Here is a 14,599-nt window from a genome sequence, read left to right on the forward strand (position 1 = left end):
TGGACAGCAAAGGCAACCGCTCCGGGCGCAGCGAGACCCGCGTGACCGTGAATGCCCCGGCGGTGAGTGCACGCCATTCCACCTTCACCCCCGCCAATACCGTGCTGCCGACCGATGGCACCACCTACGAAACCCTGACCCTGGCCATCCGCGACGAGCAGCAGCAACCGGTGGATATCGCCCTGGCGGACATCCAGATCGCCGTCACCGAGGCGCAGGCCCGCGCAGACGGCATCGTGGTCGCCAAGCCCGAGCGCGTCTCGGCGGGCAACTATGAAGTGCGCGTGACTGCCGGCACCACGCCGCAATCGATTACCTTGACGCCGTCCGTGCAAGGAACTGCGCTGTTGCCAGCGCGGGTCAGCACCGTCAGCAGCCTGCCGGACGATGGCAAATCCACGTTCACTGCAAACCCTGCAAGGCTTCCCGCCAACGACAAGACCACCACCCTGCTGACCTTCACCGCCCAGGATGCCAATGACGTTCCGGTCGAGGGCATCGCCAAGAACCTGACGCTCGCGGTGCACGGTGACAAGGGCAGCGTGTCGCCCCCGGACGTGACAGTGAGCACCATCGTGGAAAGCGCCAAGGGCCACTACAGCGCGACGCTCAAGGGCAAATTGGCCGGCCGTTACACCGTCACCCCCCAACTGAGCGGGAAACCCATCGGCCGGCTCAACGCCGAGATAGAGCTGCAGGCCTTGCGGCCCGTACCGTCCACGTCGAAACTAGAAGCCAAGCCAGACGTCATCCCGGCCAACGACTACGACACCTCCACGCTGACCTTCACCGCCAAGGACCCCAACGGCAACCCCGTCACCGGCCTGGGCAACACGCTGGCGTTGACGGTCACCAACGGCAGCGGCCAGCCACCGGCCACCGGCGAGCTCACCCTCGACCCGATCCAGGAAAACGGCAACACCGGCGTCTACCACACGACCGTGCGCGGCCTGCAGGCAGACACCTACACCTTCATCCCGACCATCGGCCGTCAGCCCGTCAATGGCCTGAGCGCCACCGTGCAACTGACGACCTTGCCGCCCGCGCTGGGCCGATCGACCTTCCAGGCCCTGCCGCGGCAGATCCCGGCCAGTGGCACCGACACCTCGACCCTGACCTTCACCGCCAGGGACGCGAACGACAAACCCGTAGGAGGTCTCGCCGACCAGCTGAAGTTCGAACTGGCGAACGGCACGGCCCCCGGGATCACGCTCGGCGATATCTCAGAAGCTAAAACCGGTGAGTACCGGGCGACGCTCCAGGGCACCGTCCCGGGCCGCTACACCTTCATCCCGCACTACAACGGCGCCCCCTTCGGCACTTTGAAAGCCGAGGTCGAGTTGCAGGCTCTTGCGCCGGTCGCAGGTCGCTCGAAGTTCGAGATCAAGCCAGACACGATCGCGGCCGATGGCAACGAGTTCTCAACCCTGGAGTTCACCGCCAAGGACATCAACGACAATCCTGTCAGCGGCCTAGAAGGCACCCTCAACCTCGCCATCACCAATGACGCAGGCGACCCACCGGCACCCACCGACATCGTCGTCGCCCCCTTCGATGAAATCGACAAGACCGGGGTCTACACCACAACGGCGAAAGGGCTTCTGGAGGGTACCTATACCCTCACCCCCCAAATCGGCAGCGAAACGATGGATAGCCTGAAAGTCAACCTTACGTTGACGCCATTGCCACCCGCAGAGGCGACCTCCAAGCTGACCCTGACCCGATCAACCATGGTGGCCGATGACTTCACGACCAACGGCATAGCGTTTGAGGTTCGAGACTCGATCGGTCGCCCCATCACCGGTATCGCTAAACAGATTACCTTCGAGATCACCGACAGTGCAGCACACCCCGCGCCCTCCAGCATCAAGATGGGGAGCCTGGGCGAAGTCAATAACTCGGGCGTATACAAAGCGGAGTTTGTTGGCCTCTTGGCAGGTGATTATCGCATCACCCCTAAAATCAACGGTGTTCCAATGGGCAAACGGACCCAGTCCTTTGCATTGCTGACAAGCCGAATCGAACAGTTAAGAACCTATGGTGACTACCTTTTCCCTCGCAGCAGTGGGTTCCCGACTACGGCATACCAAGAGGCGACCTTTATTCCAGTCCTCGCCAACAAAGTGCCAGACGATCTGTTCACTTGGCGCTCAAGCGTCAGTTGGCTGACCTTCCAACCCCCGAGCTATTTTGTCTTCACTGGCGCGCCGCCGACCGATTCGGGCCACGTGACGATCACTGCAACCAGTAAAGGCGGCAATATCGTACATACCTATGATTTCAAGATAACGAAGTGGTATGAACTTGGTAAGTTGGGCACTGGTACTGACTGGAGTGCGGCCATGAAACACTGCGCCTCCTTGTCCCTTTCGCCCGTGTCCAAGGCTGAAGCCACCAAGGGTGAGAACGCGCGCGGCATCGGTACTGTAGCGTCCGAATGGGGCGCAGTTCAGGGCGGCGCGGCTCAGGACCTGTGGTTGAGCGACGCTGCCGGAGCCGGTAAATACCTTCGTTTGAGCAACGGAGACGGAGGCACTTACGGCGCCGTGATCGAAACGCCAGGTAGCGACAGGTACAGGTCTATGTGCCGCAGAACGCTCAAGTAGGCCCCTCATCCGGGGCGCTTTGCGCCCCACTCCACCGCTCGACGGCATCAGTGTGATGCACCCAACGCCCGCACCCGGTGCATTTGCCCCGACGCCGAACCCATGGCATAGATGCAGGTCCACCTTACGATGTGCCTACCTCAAGCCTTCAGGAGATTTCGCCCATGCGCACACCCTACGTCCCGCCCAAGGTCTGGACCCACGAGGCGCCGTCCGGCGGCCAGTTCGCCAACATCAACCGGCCTGTCGCCGGCCCCACCCATGACCAGGCGCTGCCGGTCGGCCAGCATCCTTTGCAGTTGTACTCCCTGGCCACCCCCAACGGGGTGAAGGTAACCATCTTGCTCGAGGAGCTGTTGGCCCTCGGCCATGCAGGCGCCGAGTACGATGCCTGGCTGATACGCATCGGCGAAGGCGACCAGTTCTCCAGCGGGTTCGTCCAGGTCAACCCCAACTCGAAGATCCCCGCCCTGCTCGATCGCAGCGTGGAACCGCCGGTACGGGTGTTCGAGTCCGGCTCGATCCTGCTGTACCTTGCCGAGAAATTCGGTGCCCTCCTGCCCAAGGCCCCGGCCGCTCGCACCGAATGCCTGAACTGGCTGTTCTGGCAGATGGGCTCGGCGCCTTACCTGGGCGGTGGTTTTGGCCACTTCTATGTCTACGCGCCTGAAAAGTTCGAGTACGCCATCAACCGCTTCACCATGGAAGCCAAGCGTCAGTTGGATGTGCTTGACCGAAGGCTTGCCGAAAGTACCTATCTGGGCGGCGATGAGTACAGCATCGCCGACATCGCCGTGTGGCCCTGGTATGGCCAGTTGGTGCGCGGCAACCTGTATGGCGCGGCGGAGTTCCTCGCCGTGCAGCAATACCCTCATGTGCAGCGTTGGGCCGAGGCCATCGCCCAGCGGCCGGCCGTGCAGCGTGGCACCCGGGTTAACCGGACCTGGGGAGATGAGCAAAGCCAAGTGCCGGAGCGGCATTCGGCGGCAGACCTCGCGTGAGTGCCTGGGCTGCTTGCAGCCCATCGCAAACTCCCGCTGAGCAAGCGCCTACGGAACCTTGTAGGTGCTGGCGAAACCTTCGATGGGTCGCGTAGCGGCCCCACAATCCAGAAAACGCCGCTCAAGTCAGGGCTGACACGGGCCTCACCCTTACCGTCGGCACATGCACTGGCGCACACTTGCAGCGGACAAGACTGCCGCCGTGCAAATGACCATTGCCACGCTGCATGCCTGCGCCGGGCAAGGGCTTCTTGCTACACTCGCGCCACGAGTTTCCACCTGCATAACTGGTGACAGCATGATCGAGGTAACCGAGGTTTCCATTGCCGAGCTGCGCGACGCGCTCGAGTCCGGCCGTACGACGGCGGTTGAGCTGGTCAAGGCCTACCTGGCCCGCATCGACGCCTATGACGGAGCCGACACCGCCACTGCCCTGAACGCCGTGGTGGTACGCAATCCTGAAGCACTCAAAGAGGCCGAGGCCTCCGACGCTCGCCGAGCCAAGGGCCAAACCTTGAGTCCGCTCGATGGCATCCCTTACACCGCCAAGGACAGCTACCTGGTCAAAGGCCTGACCGCCGCTTCCGGCAGTCCGGCCTTCAAGGACCTGGTGGCCCAGCGCGACGCCTTCACCATCGAGCGTCTGCGCGCCGCCGGCGCCATCTGCCTGGGCAAGACCAACATGCCGCCCATGGCCAACGGGGGCATGCAACGTGGTGTCTATGGCCGCGCCGAAAGCCCGTACAACGCCGCCTACCTGACCGCGCCGTTCGCCTCCGGCTCCTCCAACGGTGCCGGTACCGCCACCGCCGCCAGCTACTCGGCCTTCGGCCTGGCCGAAGAGACCTGGTCCAGCGGCCGCGGCCCTGCCTCGAACAACGGCCTGTGCGCCTATACCCCCTCGCGCGGCGTCATCTCGGTGCGCGGCAACTGGCCGCTGACGCCAACCATGGATGTCGTGGTGCCCTACGCCCGCACCATGGCCGACCTGCTGGAAATCCTCGACGTCGTCGTCGCCGATGACGCCGACACGCGTGGCGACCTGTGGCGCCTGCAGCCATGGGTGCCAATCCCAGCCGCATCCTCGGTTCGTCCTGCCTCCTACCTGGACCTGGCCGTCGACGCCAGCGCTCTCAAAGGCAAGCGTTTCGGCGTCCCCAAGATGTACATCAATGCCGATCCCGACGCCGGTACCTCGGAAAAGCCTGGCATCGGTGGCCCGACCGGCCAACGCATCAATACCCGCGCCAGCGTGATCGACCTGTGGAAGCAGGCGCGTCAAGCCCTGGAAGCGGCCGGTGCCGAAGTGATCGAAGTGGACTTCCCGCTGGTGTCCAACTGCGAAGGCGATCGCCCGGGCGCTCCGACCGTGTACAACCGCGGCATCGTCTCCAAGGAATTCCTGCACGATGAACTGTGGGAACTGTCCGGCTGGGCCTTCGATGACTTCCTGCGCGCCAACAATGATCCGAAGCTCAACCGCCTGGCGGACGTCGACGGCCCACAGATCTTCCCCCACGACCCGGGCACCCTGCCCAACCGTGAGGACGATCTGGCGGCCGGCATGGACGAGTACGTCAATATGGCCAAGCGCGGCCTGAAGACCTGGGACCAGATCGAGACCCTGCCGGACGGTCTGCGTGGCCTGGAAAAGACCCGCAAGATGGACCTGGAAGACTGGATGGACAACCTGGGCCTGGACGCGGTGCTGTTCCCGACCGTGGCCGACGTGGGCCCGGCCGATGCTGACGTCAATCCAGCCTCGGCGGACATCGCCTGGAGCAACGGCATCTGGGTCGCCAACGGCAACCTGGCCATCCGTCACCTGGGCGTGCCCACCGTGACCGTGCCGATGGGCGTGATGGCCGACATCGGCATGCCGGTCGGCTTGACCTTCGCAGGTCGTGCCTACAGCGACAATGCACTGCTGAGCTTCGGCGCGGCCTTCGAGGCCACCGGCTCGCGCCGCATGATCCCGCCGCGCACCCCGCCACTGGGCTGATCCAGCGCCTGGCTGGGAGCAGGTTTATCCGCAAGCACTGAGTCGGTTGCTTCGCGGGTAAACCCGCTCCCACAACGAGCATCGCCAACCCGCGAACGGGCACCCCCCCGATGCACCTGCAAAAACCCGCTTGCCCCGCGATTGCGTCTGCCGGAACAATGAAGCATCCCTTTGGAGAGCCCTCATGTCCCTGCACATCCAGACGCCCCTGATCGAATCCCGTCCCCTCTCCCTGATCGCCGGCCGCTCGGTTTGGCTCAAACTCGAAGCCCTGCAACCGTGCGGCTCTTTCAAGCTGCGTGGCGTCGGTCATGCCTGCCAGGTCCATCATGCCCGTGGTGCCCGCCACTTCGTCTCGTCCTCCGGCGGCAACGCCGGGCTGGCCGTGGCCTACGCCGGGCGCAAGCTCGGCGTGCCGGTGACCGTGGTGGTGCCAGAAACCACCACCGAACGCGCCAAGGCGCTGCTGCGCCTGGAAGATGCCAAGGTCGTGGTGCACGGCAGTTCCTGGCAGGAGGCCAACGAACTGGCGCAGACACTGGTCGGGCCGGACGATGCCTTCATACACCCGTTCGACGACCCGCTGCTGTGGGCCGGCCACGCCAGCATGATCGACGAGGTCGCCCGCGCCGGCCTGAAGCCCGATGCCGTGGTGCTCTCGGTAGGCGGCGGCGGTCTGCTCAGTGGCGTGGTCGAAGGGCTCGAACGCAACGGTTGGCACGACGTGCCGGTGCTGGCGGTGGAAACCGACGGCGCGGCCTCGTTGCATGCAGCCCTTGAAGCCGGACATACCGTGGAACTGCCGCGCATCACCTCAGTAGCCACCTCCCTGGGCGCCAAGCGTGTCGCCGAACAGGCGCTAGCCTGCGCACAGCGTCATCCGGTCGAAAGCCACCGGGTCAGCGACCGTGCCGCGCTGCAGGCCTGCGAGCGCTTTTTGCTGGACCATCGCGTGCTGGTCGAGCCGGCCTGCGGCGCGGCACTGGCCTTGGCCTACCAGAGCGAGTCGCTGGCGGCCTACCGCAACGTACTGGTGATCGTCTGCGGCGGGGCCACCGCCACGCTGGAGCAGATCCAGGCGTGGCTGGCAGCCCAAGGCGCGTGATCGCAACGGTCACATTCATCTGCTCAACTGGGCCTGCCACGAGGCTGCCGATACCCTGATGAGGTCCATCTGAGCGAGGCGCCCGATGCCTTGATGGCAAAGGGACAACAAATACACGCGCAACTCGGACGAAATGCGCCTCCGACCCTTTCGATCCGGGGCAAGTGAAGGCACAATGCGTGTCCTTTTTTTGGCCGGCCTGGCCGGGGGCCTTTAAATGATCAAGACGCCGTACTACCTCATCGACAAACAAAAGCTGCTGGGCAACATGGAAAAGATTGCCTACGTACGCGAACACTCCGGGGCCAAGGCCCTGCTGGCACTCAAGTGCTTCGCCACCTGGTCGGTGTTCGACCTGATGCAGCAGTACATGGATGGCACCACTTCTTCGTCGCTCTACGAGCTCAAGCTCGGTCGCCAGAAGTTCGCCGGCGAAACCCACGCCTACAGCGTGGCCTGGGCCGACGACGAGATCGAGGAGATGCTCGAGAACTGCGACAAGATCATCTTCAACTCCATCGGCCAGCTGCAACGCTATGCCGAACAGTCCCAGGGCAAGGTGCGCGGTCTGCGCGTCAACCCGCAGGTGAGCAGCTCCGACTACCTGCTGGCCGACCCGGCGCGCCCGTTCAGCCGTCTGGGCGAATGGGACCCTGAGAAGATCGAGAAGGTGATCGAACAGATCTCCGGCTTCATGTTCCACAACAACTGCGAGAACGGCGATTTCGGCCTGTTCGACAAGATGCTCTCGCACATCGAGGAGCGCTTCGGCCACCTGCTGCACAAGGTCCAATGGGTCAGCCTCGGCGGCGGTATCCACTTCACAGGCGAAGACTATGCCCTGGACGCGTTCTGCGCGCGCCTGAAGGCCTTCTCCGAGAAGTACGGTGTGCAGGTCTACCTGGAGCCGGGCGAAGCAGCCATCACCCAGAGCGCCTCGCTGGAAGTCACCGTTCTCGACACCCTGTACAACGGCAAGCACCTGGCCGTGGTCGACAGCTCCATCGAAGCGCACATGCTCGACCTCTTGATCTACCGCCTGAACGCCAAGATGGCGCCCAACGACGGCGAGCACACCTACATGGTCTGCGGCAAGTCGTGCCTGGCCGGCGATATCTTCGGCGAGTATCAGTTCGACAAGCCTCTGGCAATCGGTGACCGCCTGTCGTTCGTCGATGCCGCCGGTTACACGATGGTCAAGAAAAACTGGTTCAACGGTCTGAAAATGCCGGCCATCGTGGTCAAGCAGCTCGACGGCAGCGTCGAGGTGGTGCGCGAGTTCGGTTTCGAAGACTACGTTTCCAGCCTGTCCTGAGGCAGGCCCTTTCAGTAAGGAGCAAAAGGTAAATTGAAGAAGAACGTTCTTATCATTGGTGCAGGAGGTGTCGCCAAGGTGGTGGCCCACAAGTGCGCACAGCATAACGACGAGCTCGGTCGTATTGCGATTGCGTCACGGAACATCTCCAAATGCCAGGCCATCATCGACAGCGTCAAGGCCAAGGGTAGCCTCAAGGTACCCGCCGACATCCAGGCCTTCTCGCTCAATGCCCTCGATGTCGAGGCAACCAAGGCGCTGATCCGCGAGACCGAATCGCAGATCGTGATCAACGTCGGGTCCGCCTTCCTCAACATGTCGGTGCTGCGTGCCTGCATCGATACCGGCGCCGCCTACCTGGACACCGCGATCCACGAAGAGCCGGGCAAGATCTGCGAAACGCCGCCTTGGTACGGCAACTACGAGTGGAAACACCTCGAAGAGTGCCAGGCAAAGAACATCACCGCCATTCTCGGCGTCGGCTTCGACCCGGGTGTGGTGAACAGCTACGCCAAACTTGCGCAGCAACAGTATTTCGACCGCATTGACTCGATCGACATCCTCGACGTCAATGCCGGTTCCCATGGCAAGTACTTCGCCACCAACTTCGACCCGGAAATCAACTTCCGCGAATTCACAGGTCAAGTCTGGAGCTGGCAGAACAGCCAATGGACCAGCAACAAAATGTTCGAGGTCAAGCGCACCGACGACCTGCCGGTCGTGGGCTCGCAGAACCTCTACCTGACCGGCCACGATGAAGTCCACTCGCTGTCGAAGAACCTCGACGTGCCGAACATCCGCTTCTGGATGAGCTTCGGCGAGCACTACATCAATGTGTTTACCGTCCTGAAGAACCTGGGCCTGCTCTCCGAGCAGCCGGTCAAGACCGCCGAAGGCCTGGAAGTGGTGCCACTCAAAGTGGTCAAGGCCGTGCTGCCTGACCCGTCCTCGCTGGCTCCGGGCTACACCGGCAAGACCTGCATCGGTGACCTGGTCAAGGGCACCAAGGATGGCCAGCCACGTGAAGTGTTCATCTACAACGTGGCCGACCACGAAGAGGCGTTCGCCGAGACCGACAGCCAGGGTATTTCCTATACCGCTGGTGTGCCGCCAGTGGCCGCGGCCCTGCTGGTCGCCCGTGGCGAATGGGATGCCAAGCGCATGGTCAACGTCGAGGAGTTGCCGGCCGAGCCGTTCCTCAAGGCGCTGGACGTGATGGGCCTGCCGACCCGCATCAAAGACGAAAAAGGCGATCGTCCTTGGGACGCTGAAGCCTAAGCAGCAAACAGAAGGGGCGCCAGATGGCGCCCCTTCTGCGTGTGGCCAGTGCCCACAGACGCCCCGCTGCGCACGGTGCCCCTTTTGAAGTCGCACCGCTCTCACAGGCTCGCCCTCTACTTGCGCGCCTCCAGGATCAGGTTGAACGGTGTCTGCGTCGCCCGCCGGAACCGCGTGAACCCCGCCTCCTCGAACACCGCCCTCAGCCGCGCCTCGCCGGCCTGGGCCCCCAGCCCCAACCCTACTTCCTGAGACAACGAATTGGGGGTGCAAATGAACGTCGAGGCCGCGTAGAACAACCGCCCCACCGGGTTCAGGTTGCCTTCCAGCGAATCCTCCGCATAGGGCTCGACCAGCATCACCGTGCCGTCGTCCTTGAGCGCGCGATAGGCATGCCTGGCCGCACCGACCGGATCCCCCATGTCGTGCAGGCAATCGAAGAAGCACACCAGGTCATGGTCATGCCCCGGATAGTCCTTGGCCGAGGCCTGGGCAAAGCTGACCTGCCCGGCCACGCCCGCCTCCTCGGCACGCGCGGTGGCGGTCGTGATCGAGGGCCCATGGTAGTCGTAGCCGATAAAGCGAGACGCGGGGAAGGCCTGGGCCATGACGATGGTCGAGGCGCCGTGGCCGCATCCCACGTCGGCCACCTTGGCTCCGGCCTGTAGTTTGGCGGTCACTCCTTCCAGCGCCGGTAGCCACTCAGCCACCAAGAAGGTACGGTAACCAGGCCTGAAGAAACGCTCGGTGCCACTGAACATGCACGGATGATGGTCACCCCAGGGTAGGCCCCCATCGCCACGCATGGCTGCGATCAGCTTGTCCTTGTCATGGAACAGTGCCGCCACCACCGACGCGCCGCCGGCCATGTAGGCGGGCGACTCCTCGATGGCCAGGGCCAGGGCCTGCTCTTCGGGGAGGCTGAACGTGCCGTTCTGGTGGACCATGTAGCCGGCGGCTACCTGGGCACTGAGCCATTCTCGCAGCAGCCGCGGATGACAGCCGGTTCGCTGAGCCAGTACCTCTGGGGTCACGGGTTGGCTATCGGCCATGGCCCGGTACAGCCCCAACTCATCGCCCAGGATCACGTTGGCCAGTGTCGCCGCCGCGCCCATGTCGCCCACCAGCTTGCCCATGAACTCGTGAAGTCTTGCCTCGTCCATGACCTGCCCTCCTCTGCAAGAAGGCCACCGTCGGCGACGTCCGGGCCGGGAGGCGGTGGTCGGATGGATGATTGCCGGGCCTGCGCGAAACAGGCCCGGGCTTTAAGTCTAGACGAGCATGGCAAGTGCCACCGCCGGTACTGAAGGCTCAGGCCTTACTGCCTGGCACCGTCGAGCTTCTCCACCAATGCCTTGGCCAGCGCCTTGTCGGAGAACGGGTTCTGCCCGGTGATCAGCTCGCGGTCGATGACCACATGGGGCGCCCAGGCCTTCGCGTAGCTCATGTCGCCACCCGCTGCGGCCATGGCCTTGGCCGGATAGAACTGCAGGCGTTGATCTTTGAGCGAGCCTTCGAACACTTGCTCTTCCGGATCCGAGAAGATCGTCATGCGATAGCCTTGGTACACCCAATCACGAGCGGCCGGCGTCTCGCCACGGGCCAAGGCTGCGCGGTAGGCAACCGGGTCCTGCTGGGCCGACAACAGGGTGATCGGGCCATGGCAGATCGCAGCGGTCGGTTTGCCTGCCTGATGGAAGTGGCGCAGCAATGCCCCGACGTCAGGGTTGTTGGCAAGATCGATCAGCGGCGCATGGCCCCCGGGGATGAACAGGCCCGCGTAACGGTCCAGGTTGCCCGCCAACACCTCCTTGACCGACAAGGTGTCGTCGATGCCCGGCAGGCTCTGCACAACCTTGTGAATACGCTGCATCTCGGCCGCATCGCCACCGAAGTACTGCGGATCGACCGAACGCTCATCGACGCTCGGCGCATTGCCCTTGGGCGTCACCAGCACCAGCGTGTAGCCGGCCTTGAGCAGGTGGTCGGCCGGCACGCCGAACTCGTTGAGGTAATAGCCGGTCGGGTACGGCTTGCCGTCCTTGAGCTGCAATTGATGCTCGCTCGACAGCAATACCAGCACCTCGCCTTTGGACGCGGCAGTAGCCTGGCCGGCCAGCAACGCGCCAGCCACTGTGAGCGCCAGGGTGGAAATCTTGTTCATGGTCAGGGTCCTGTTCAGGCGAAGGGGGCAATGTCGAGTGGGTGGGCAACGCGGACCTGGGTCGGCGCAGCCAGCCAGTCGGCGGTGGCAGCGCGATAGTCCTGGTAATGGGCGCTGTTGCGGTGCACTTCGATGGCCGCCGGGTCGACATACAGCTCGAACAGGTCGAAGGCCGGTTCGTCCCCTTCACGAATGAACAGGTCGTAGCGCAGGTTGCCGGGCTCGGCGCGCGAACGCTCCACCATCACCCGCAAGGCCTGCTCCACCGCGTCACGGTGATCGGGCTTAGGGAAAATAGTGGCGAAGATACTGATAGGCATGACTGGACTCCAAGGTCGGTATCGGTCAGTGAGGCCATGCTATCGACTGCGCTATGATTCGATAATTCTAAAGATCTAATTTCAGCGATCCAAAATATGAATATCGTCAACAAGGACCTGAACCTGCTGCTGGTCTTCCAGATGCTCTATCAGGAACGCAATGCGTCCCTGGCCGCCGAGCGCATGGCGCTCAGCCAGCCGGCGCTGAGCCACAAGCTGAACAAGCTGCGCCATCAGTTCGGCGACCCGCTGTTCGTCCGCGCGCCTCGCGGGCTGACCCCAACACCTCGCGCCCATGAGCTCGCGCCCAAGGTTCAGCACTTGGTGGAGCAACTGGAGCTGTTCTACGAACGCTGCGACGGCGCGGACATGCTCACCCGCCCTGCCCGCCTGCACCTGTACAGCACCGACTATCTGGAGCAGACCCTGCTGCCCCGTCTGCTACCGATACTGCGCAGCCAGGCCCCCAACCTGGTGCTGGTCACTCACAACACCCGTGGCCAGTTGCCGCGCGACGCCCTGGAGAAAGGTACGTGCGACCTGGCCATCGCTGGATTCTTCACCGACCTGCCGGACACCTTCCAGCAGCAGCGTCTGCTCGGCGAAGACCTGGTGGTGCTGGCCGCACGGAACAACCCCCACCTGGCAGACGGCCTGGACCTAGAGGCGTTTCTGGCCTGCGAGCATGTGCTGACCACCCTCACCGGCGACCTCGACGGCCTGGTGGACCGCGCGCTGCGTGCCCAAGGCCATCGACGACGAGTGATCGCGGGTTTGTCGAGCTTTCTCGCCCCAGCCCGCCTGGTCAGCGGGACTGACCTGCTGCTCACCTGCCTGCGTTCGCTGGCCGAAGATGCGGCGGCACGGGACCCGGAGCTGGCGGTATACCCGCTGCCCCTGACGCTGCCGAGGGTCGAGTTGATGCAGATCTGGCATGAGCGCACCCACGCCGATCCATTGCGCAGGTGGTTCCGCCAAAAGGTCTGGGAGGTGGCCAATCACGCGGGATAGAAGCCGCCGGGGGCGCAAGGCCCCCCCAGGGCATCACGCAGGCTAAGGCGCTGCGATTTCGGTCTGACCACCGTGGCTCGACGGTGGCGCCAACTGCAGCAACTCGTTGGTGTAGGCCCATTCCTGCTCGAGCTTGTCAGGATGGTCGTTCAGGCGAATCCCGTAGGACGGAATGATCTGCCGGAACTTCTCCTGCCAGGTCGCAGAGGCAGCCTTGTCCTTGAACACCTTGTGCAGCAGGTCAAGCATGATCGGCGGTGCGGTCGAGGCCCCCGGCGAGGCGCCCAGCAGGCCGGCAATGCTGCCGTCCTTGGCCATCACCACTTCGGTGCCGAGCTTGAGCACCCCGCCAAGCTCCGGGTCCTTCTTGATGATCTGCACCCGCTGCCCCGCCTGCCACAGGCGCCAATCCTCTTTCTTGGCGTGCGGGAAGTAGGTCTGCAGCGCCTCGAAGCGGTCATCGTCGGACTGCATCAATTGCCCGATCAGGTACTGCACCAAGTCGAACTCACGCACCCCGACGCGCACCATGGGCCAGGTGTTGTGCACGGACATGCTGGCGAACAGGTCCAGCAGCGAGCCCTCTTTTAGAAACCGCGTGGAGAAGGTGGCGAATGGACCGAACAGGATCATGCGCTTGCCATCGAGCACACGGGTATCCAGGTGGGGGACCGACATGGGCGGCGCGCCGGTCGCGGCGATGCCGTAGGCCTTGGCCATGTGCCGCTGGGCGATGGCCGGGTTGTCGGTCACCAGGAACGAGCCGCCCACCGGGAAGCCCGCGTAATCCTTGGCTTCGGGGATGCCCGACTTCTGCAGCAGCGGCAAGGCGGCGCCGCCCGCACCGATGAACAGGAACTTGGCGTCGGTGGCAGCCGTGGTGCCGTCCTTGAGGTTCTTGTATTCGACATGCCAGGAGCCGTCATCGTTGCGGGTGATGTCCTGGACTTCGCTCGAGAGCTTAAGGTCGAAGTTCGGTCGGCCTTGCAGGTAGCCCACGTACTGGCGGGTGATCTCGCCGAAGTTGACGTCGGTGCCGATGGGCGTCCAGGTCACCGCGAGCTTCTGCGCGGGGTCACGGCCCTCCATCATCAACGGCACCCACTGCTTGATCTGCTCCGGGTCCTCCGAATACTGCATGGGCTTGAACAGCGGGCTGGCCTGCAGGGCCTCGTAGCGTTTTTTCAGAAAGCGAATGTTGTCGTCACCCCACACGAAGCTCATGTGCGGTGTGGTGTTGATGAACGAATGCGGGTCCTTGAGCACGCCCTGCTTGACCTGCCAGGCGAGGAACTGCCGGGTGATCTGAAACGACTCGTTGATCTCGATGGCCTTGGTGATGTCGATCTTGCCGTTCTTCTCCGGTGTGTAGTTGAGCTCTGCCAGGGCCGAGTGCCCGGTGCCTGCGTTGTTCCAGCCGTTGGAGCTTTCCTCGGCGACCTTGTCCAGGCGTTCGACCATCTCCATCGACCAGCCCGGCTCCAGCTCATTCAGCCAGACCGCCAGGGTCGAGCTCATGATCCCGCCCCCGACCAACAGTACATCGACCCGTTTGGTCTCGGCGGCCTGGGCACTGAGGATGCCGCACGTGAGGCCCACCAAGGCCCATCTCAACGTCTTCGTGGTGTTCATGTTCCCTCCTGCGAGACGTGATGCCTCGTTGTGTACTCCCTGTCGTGCGCAAGGCTCATGCGGCGTATCGGTCTGCCGCCCCTGCGCCTGAATCGGCCTCGCAAGCGAAGTCAGCCCTCTAGATAGTTAGCGCAACTTTCCACAAGCCACCAGTTGGCAATAGCC

Annotated in this window: 11 protein-coding genes; 7 read left to right on the plus strand and 4 right to left on the minus strand. The window is 63.5% G+C overall.

Annotated elements, in window-relative coordinates:
• The 6 genes from ABOA88_RS17930 to ABOA88_RS17955 form a co-directional block, all read left to right on the plus strand.
• Positions 1–2,606, plus strand: a 2,606-nt coding sequence (locus ABOA88_RS17930; RefSeq protein WP_440127983.1) for an invasin domain 3-containing protein, incomplete at its 5' end; no start/stop codon positions are given.
• Positions 2,607–2,770: 164 nt separating this feature from the next.
• Positions 2,771–3,607 carry a glutathione-dependent disulfide-bond oxidoreductase gene (gene yghU / locus ABOA88_RS17935; protein ID WP_367850921.1) on the plus strand — a complete coding sequence of 279 codons (837 nt, stop codon included), beginning with the start codon at positions 2,771–2,773 and terminating at the stop codon, positions 3,605–3,607.
• Positions 3,608–3,905: 298 nt separating this feature from the next.
• Positions 3,906–5,609, plus strand: a complete 1,704-nt coding sequence (locus tag ABOA88_RS17940) for an amidase (RefSeq protein ID WP_367850922.1) — start codon at positions 3,906–3,908, stop codon at positions 5,607–5,609.
• A 184-nt stretch (positions 5,610–5,793) separates the two neighbouring features.
• Positions 5,794–6,714, plus strand: coding sequence for a pyridoxal-phosphate dependent enzyme (locus ABOA88_RS17945; RefSeq protein ID WP_196168497.1), 921 nt, complete (start codon positions 5,794–5,796; stop codon positions 6,712–6,714).
• 217 nt (positions 6,715–6,931) lie between these two features.
• Entirely contained in the window at positions 6,932–8,029 is a 1,098-nt protein-coding gene (nspC, locus tag ABOA88_RS17950) for a carboxynorspermidine decarboxylase (protein ID WP_196168498.1), read from the plus strand.
• A 33-nt stretch (positions 8,030–8,062) separates the two neighbouring features.
• Positions 8,063–9,307 carry a saccharopine dehydrogenase family protein gene (locus tag ABOA88_RS17955; protein WP_043206871.1) on the plus strand — a complete coding sequence of 415 codons (1,245 nt, stop codon included), beginning with the start codon at positions 8,063–8,065 and terminating at the stop codon, positions 9,305–9,307.
• Between the two features lie 116 nt (positions 9,308–9,423).
• On the opposite strand, the gene ABOA88_RS17960 is transcribed toward ABOA88_RS17955, so the two are convergent.
• From ABOA88_RS17960 to ABOA88_RS17970, 3 genes are all read right to left on the minus strand, one after another.
• Positions 9,424–10,470, minus strand: a complete 1,047-nt coding sequence (locus ABOA88_RS17960) for a class I SAM-dependent methyltransferase (protein ID WP_367850923.1) — start codon at positions 10,468–10,470, stop codon at positions 9,424–9,426.
• 155 nt (positions 10,471–10,625) lie between these two features.
• A complete protein-coding gene (locus ABOA88_RS17965; protein WP_196168500.1) occupies positions 10,626–11,471 on the minus strand; it encodes a type 1 glutamine amidotransferase domain-containing protein in 846 nt (281 codons plus the stop codon).
• Positions 11,472–11,485: 14 nt separating this feature from the next.
• Positions 11,486–11,791, minus strand: coding sequence for a putative quinol monooxygenase (locus ABOA88_RS17970; RefSeq protein ID WP_367850924.1), 306 nt, complete (start codon positions 11,789–11,791; stop codon positions 11,486–11,488).
• Between the two features lie 96 nt (positions 11,792–11,887).
• On the opposite strand from ABOA88_RS17970, the gene ABOA88_RS17975 reads away from it, so the two are divergent.
• Positions 11,888–12,802: a LysR family transcriptional regulator gene (locus ABOA88_RS17975; RefSeq protein WP_367850925.1), complete on the plus strand. Its 915-nt coding sequence runs from the start codon at positions 11,888–11,890 to the stop codon at positions 12,800–12,802.
• A gap of 42 nt (positions 12,803–12,844) precedes the next feature.
• Here the strand turns inward: ABOA88_RS17975 and mqo are convergent, their stop codons facing one another.
• The gene (mqo, locus tag ABOA88_RS17980; RefSeq protein ID WP_196168503.1) at positions 12,845–14,434 is read right to left on the minus strand and encodes a malate dehydrogenase (quinone); all 1,590 of its coding nucleotides are present in this window, start codon (positions 14,432–14,434) and stop codon (positions 12,845–12,847) included.
• Positions 14,435–14,599: the final 165 nt, after the last annotated feature.

The organism is Pseudomonas sp. PKS (assembly GCF_051913525.1).
GTDB classification, from domain to species: Bacteria; Pseudomonadota; Gammaproteobacteria; order Pseudomonadales; family Pseudomonadaceae; genus Aquipseudomonas; species Aquipseudomonas guariconensis_D.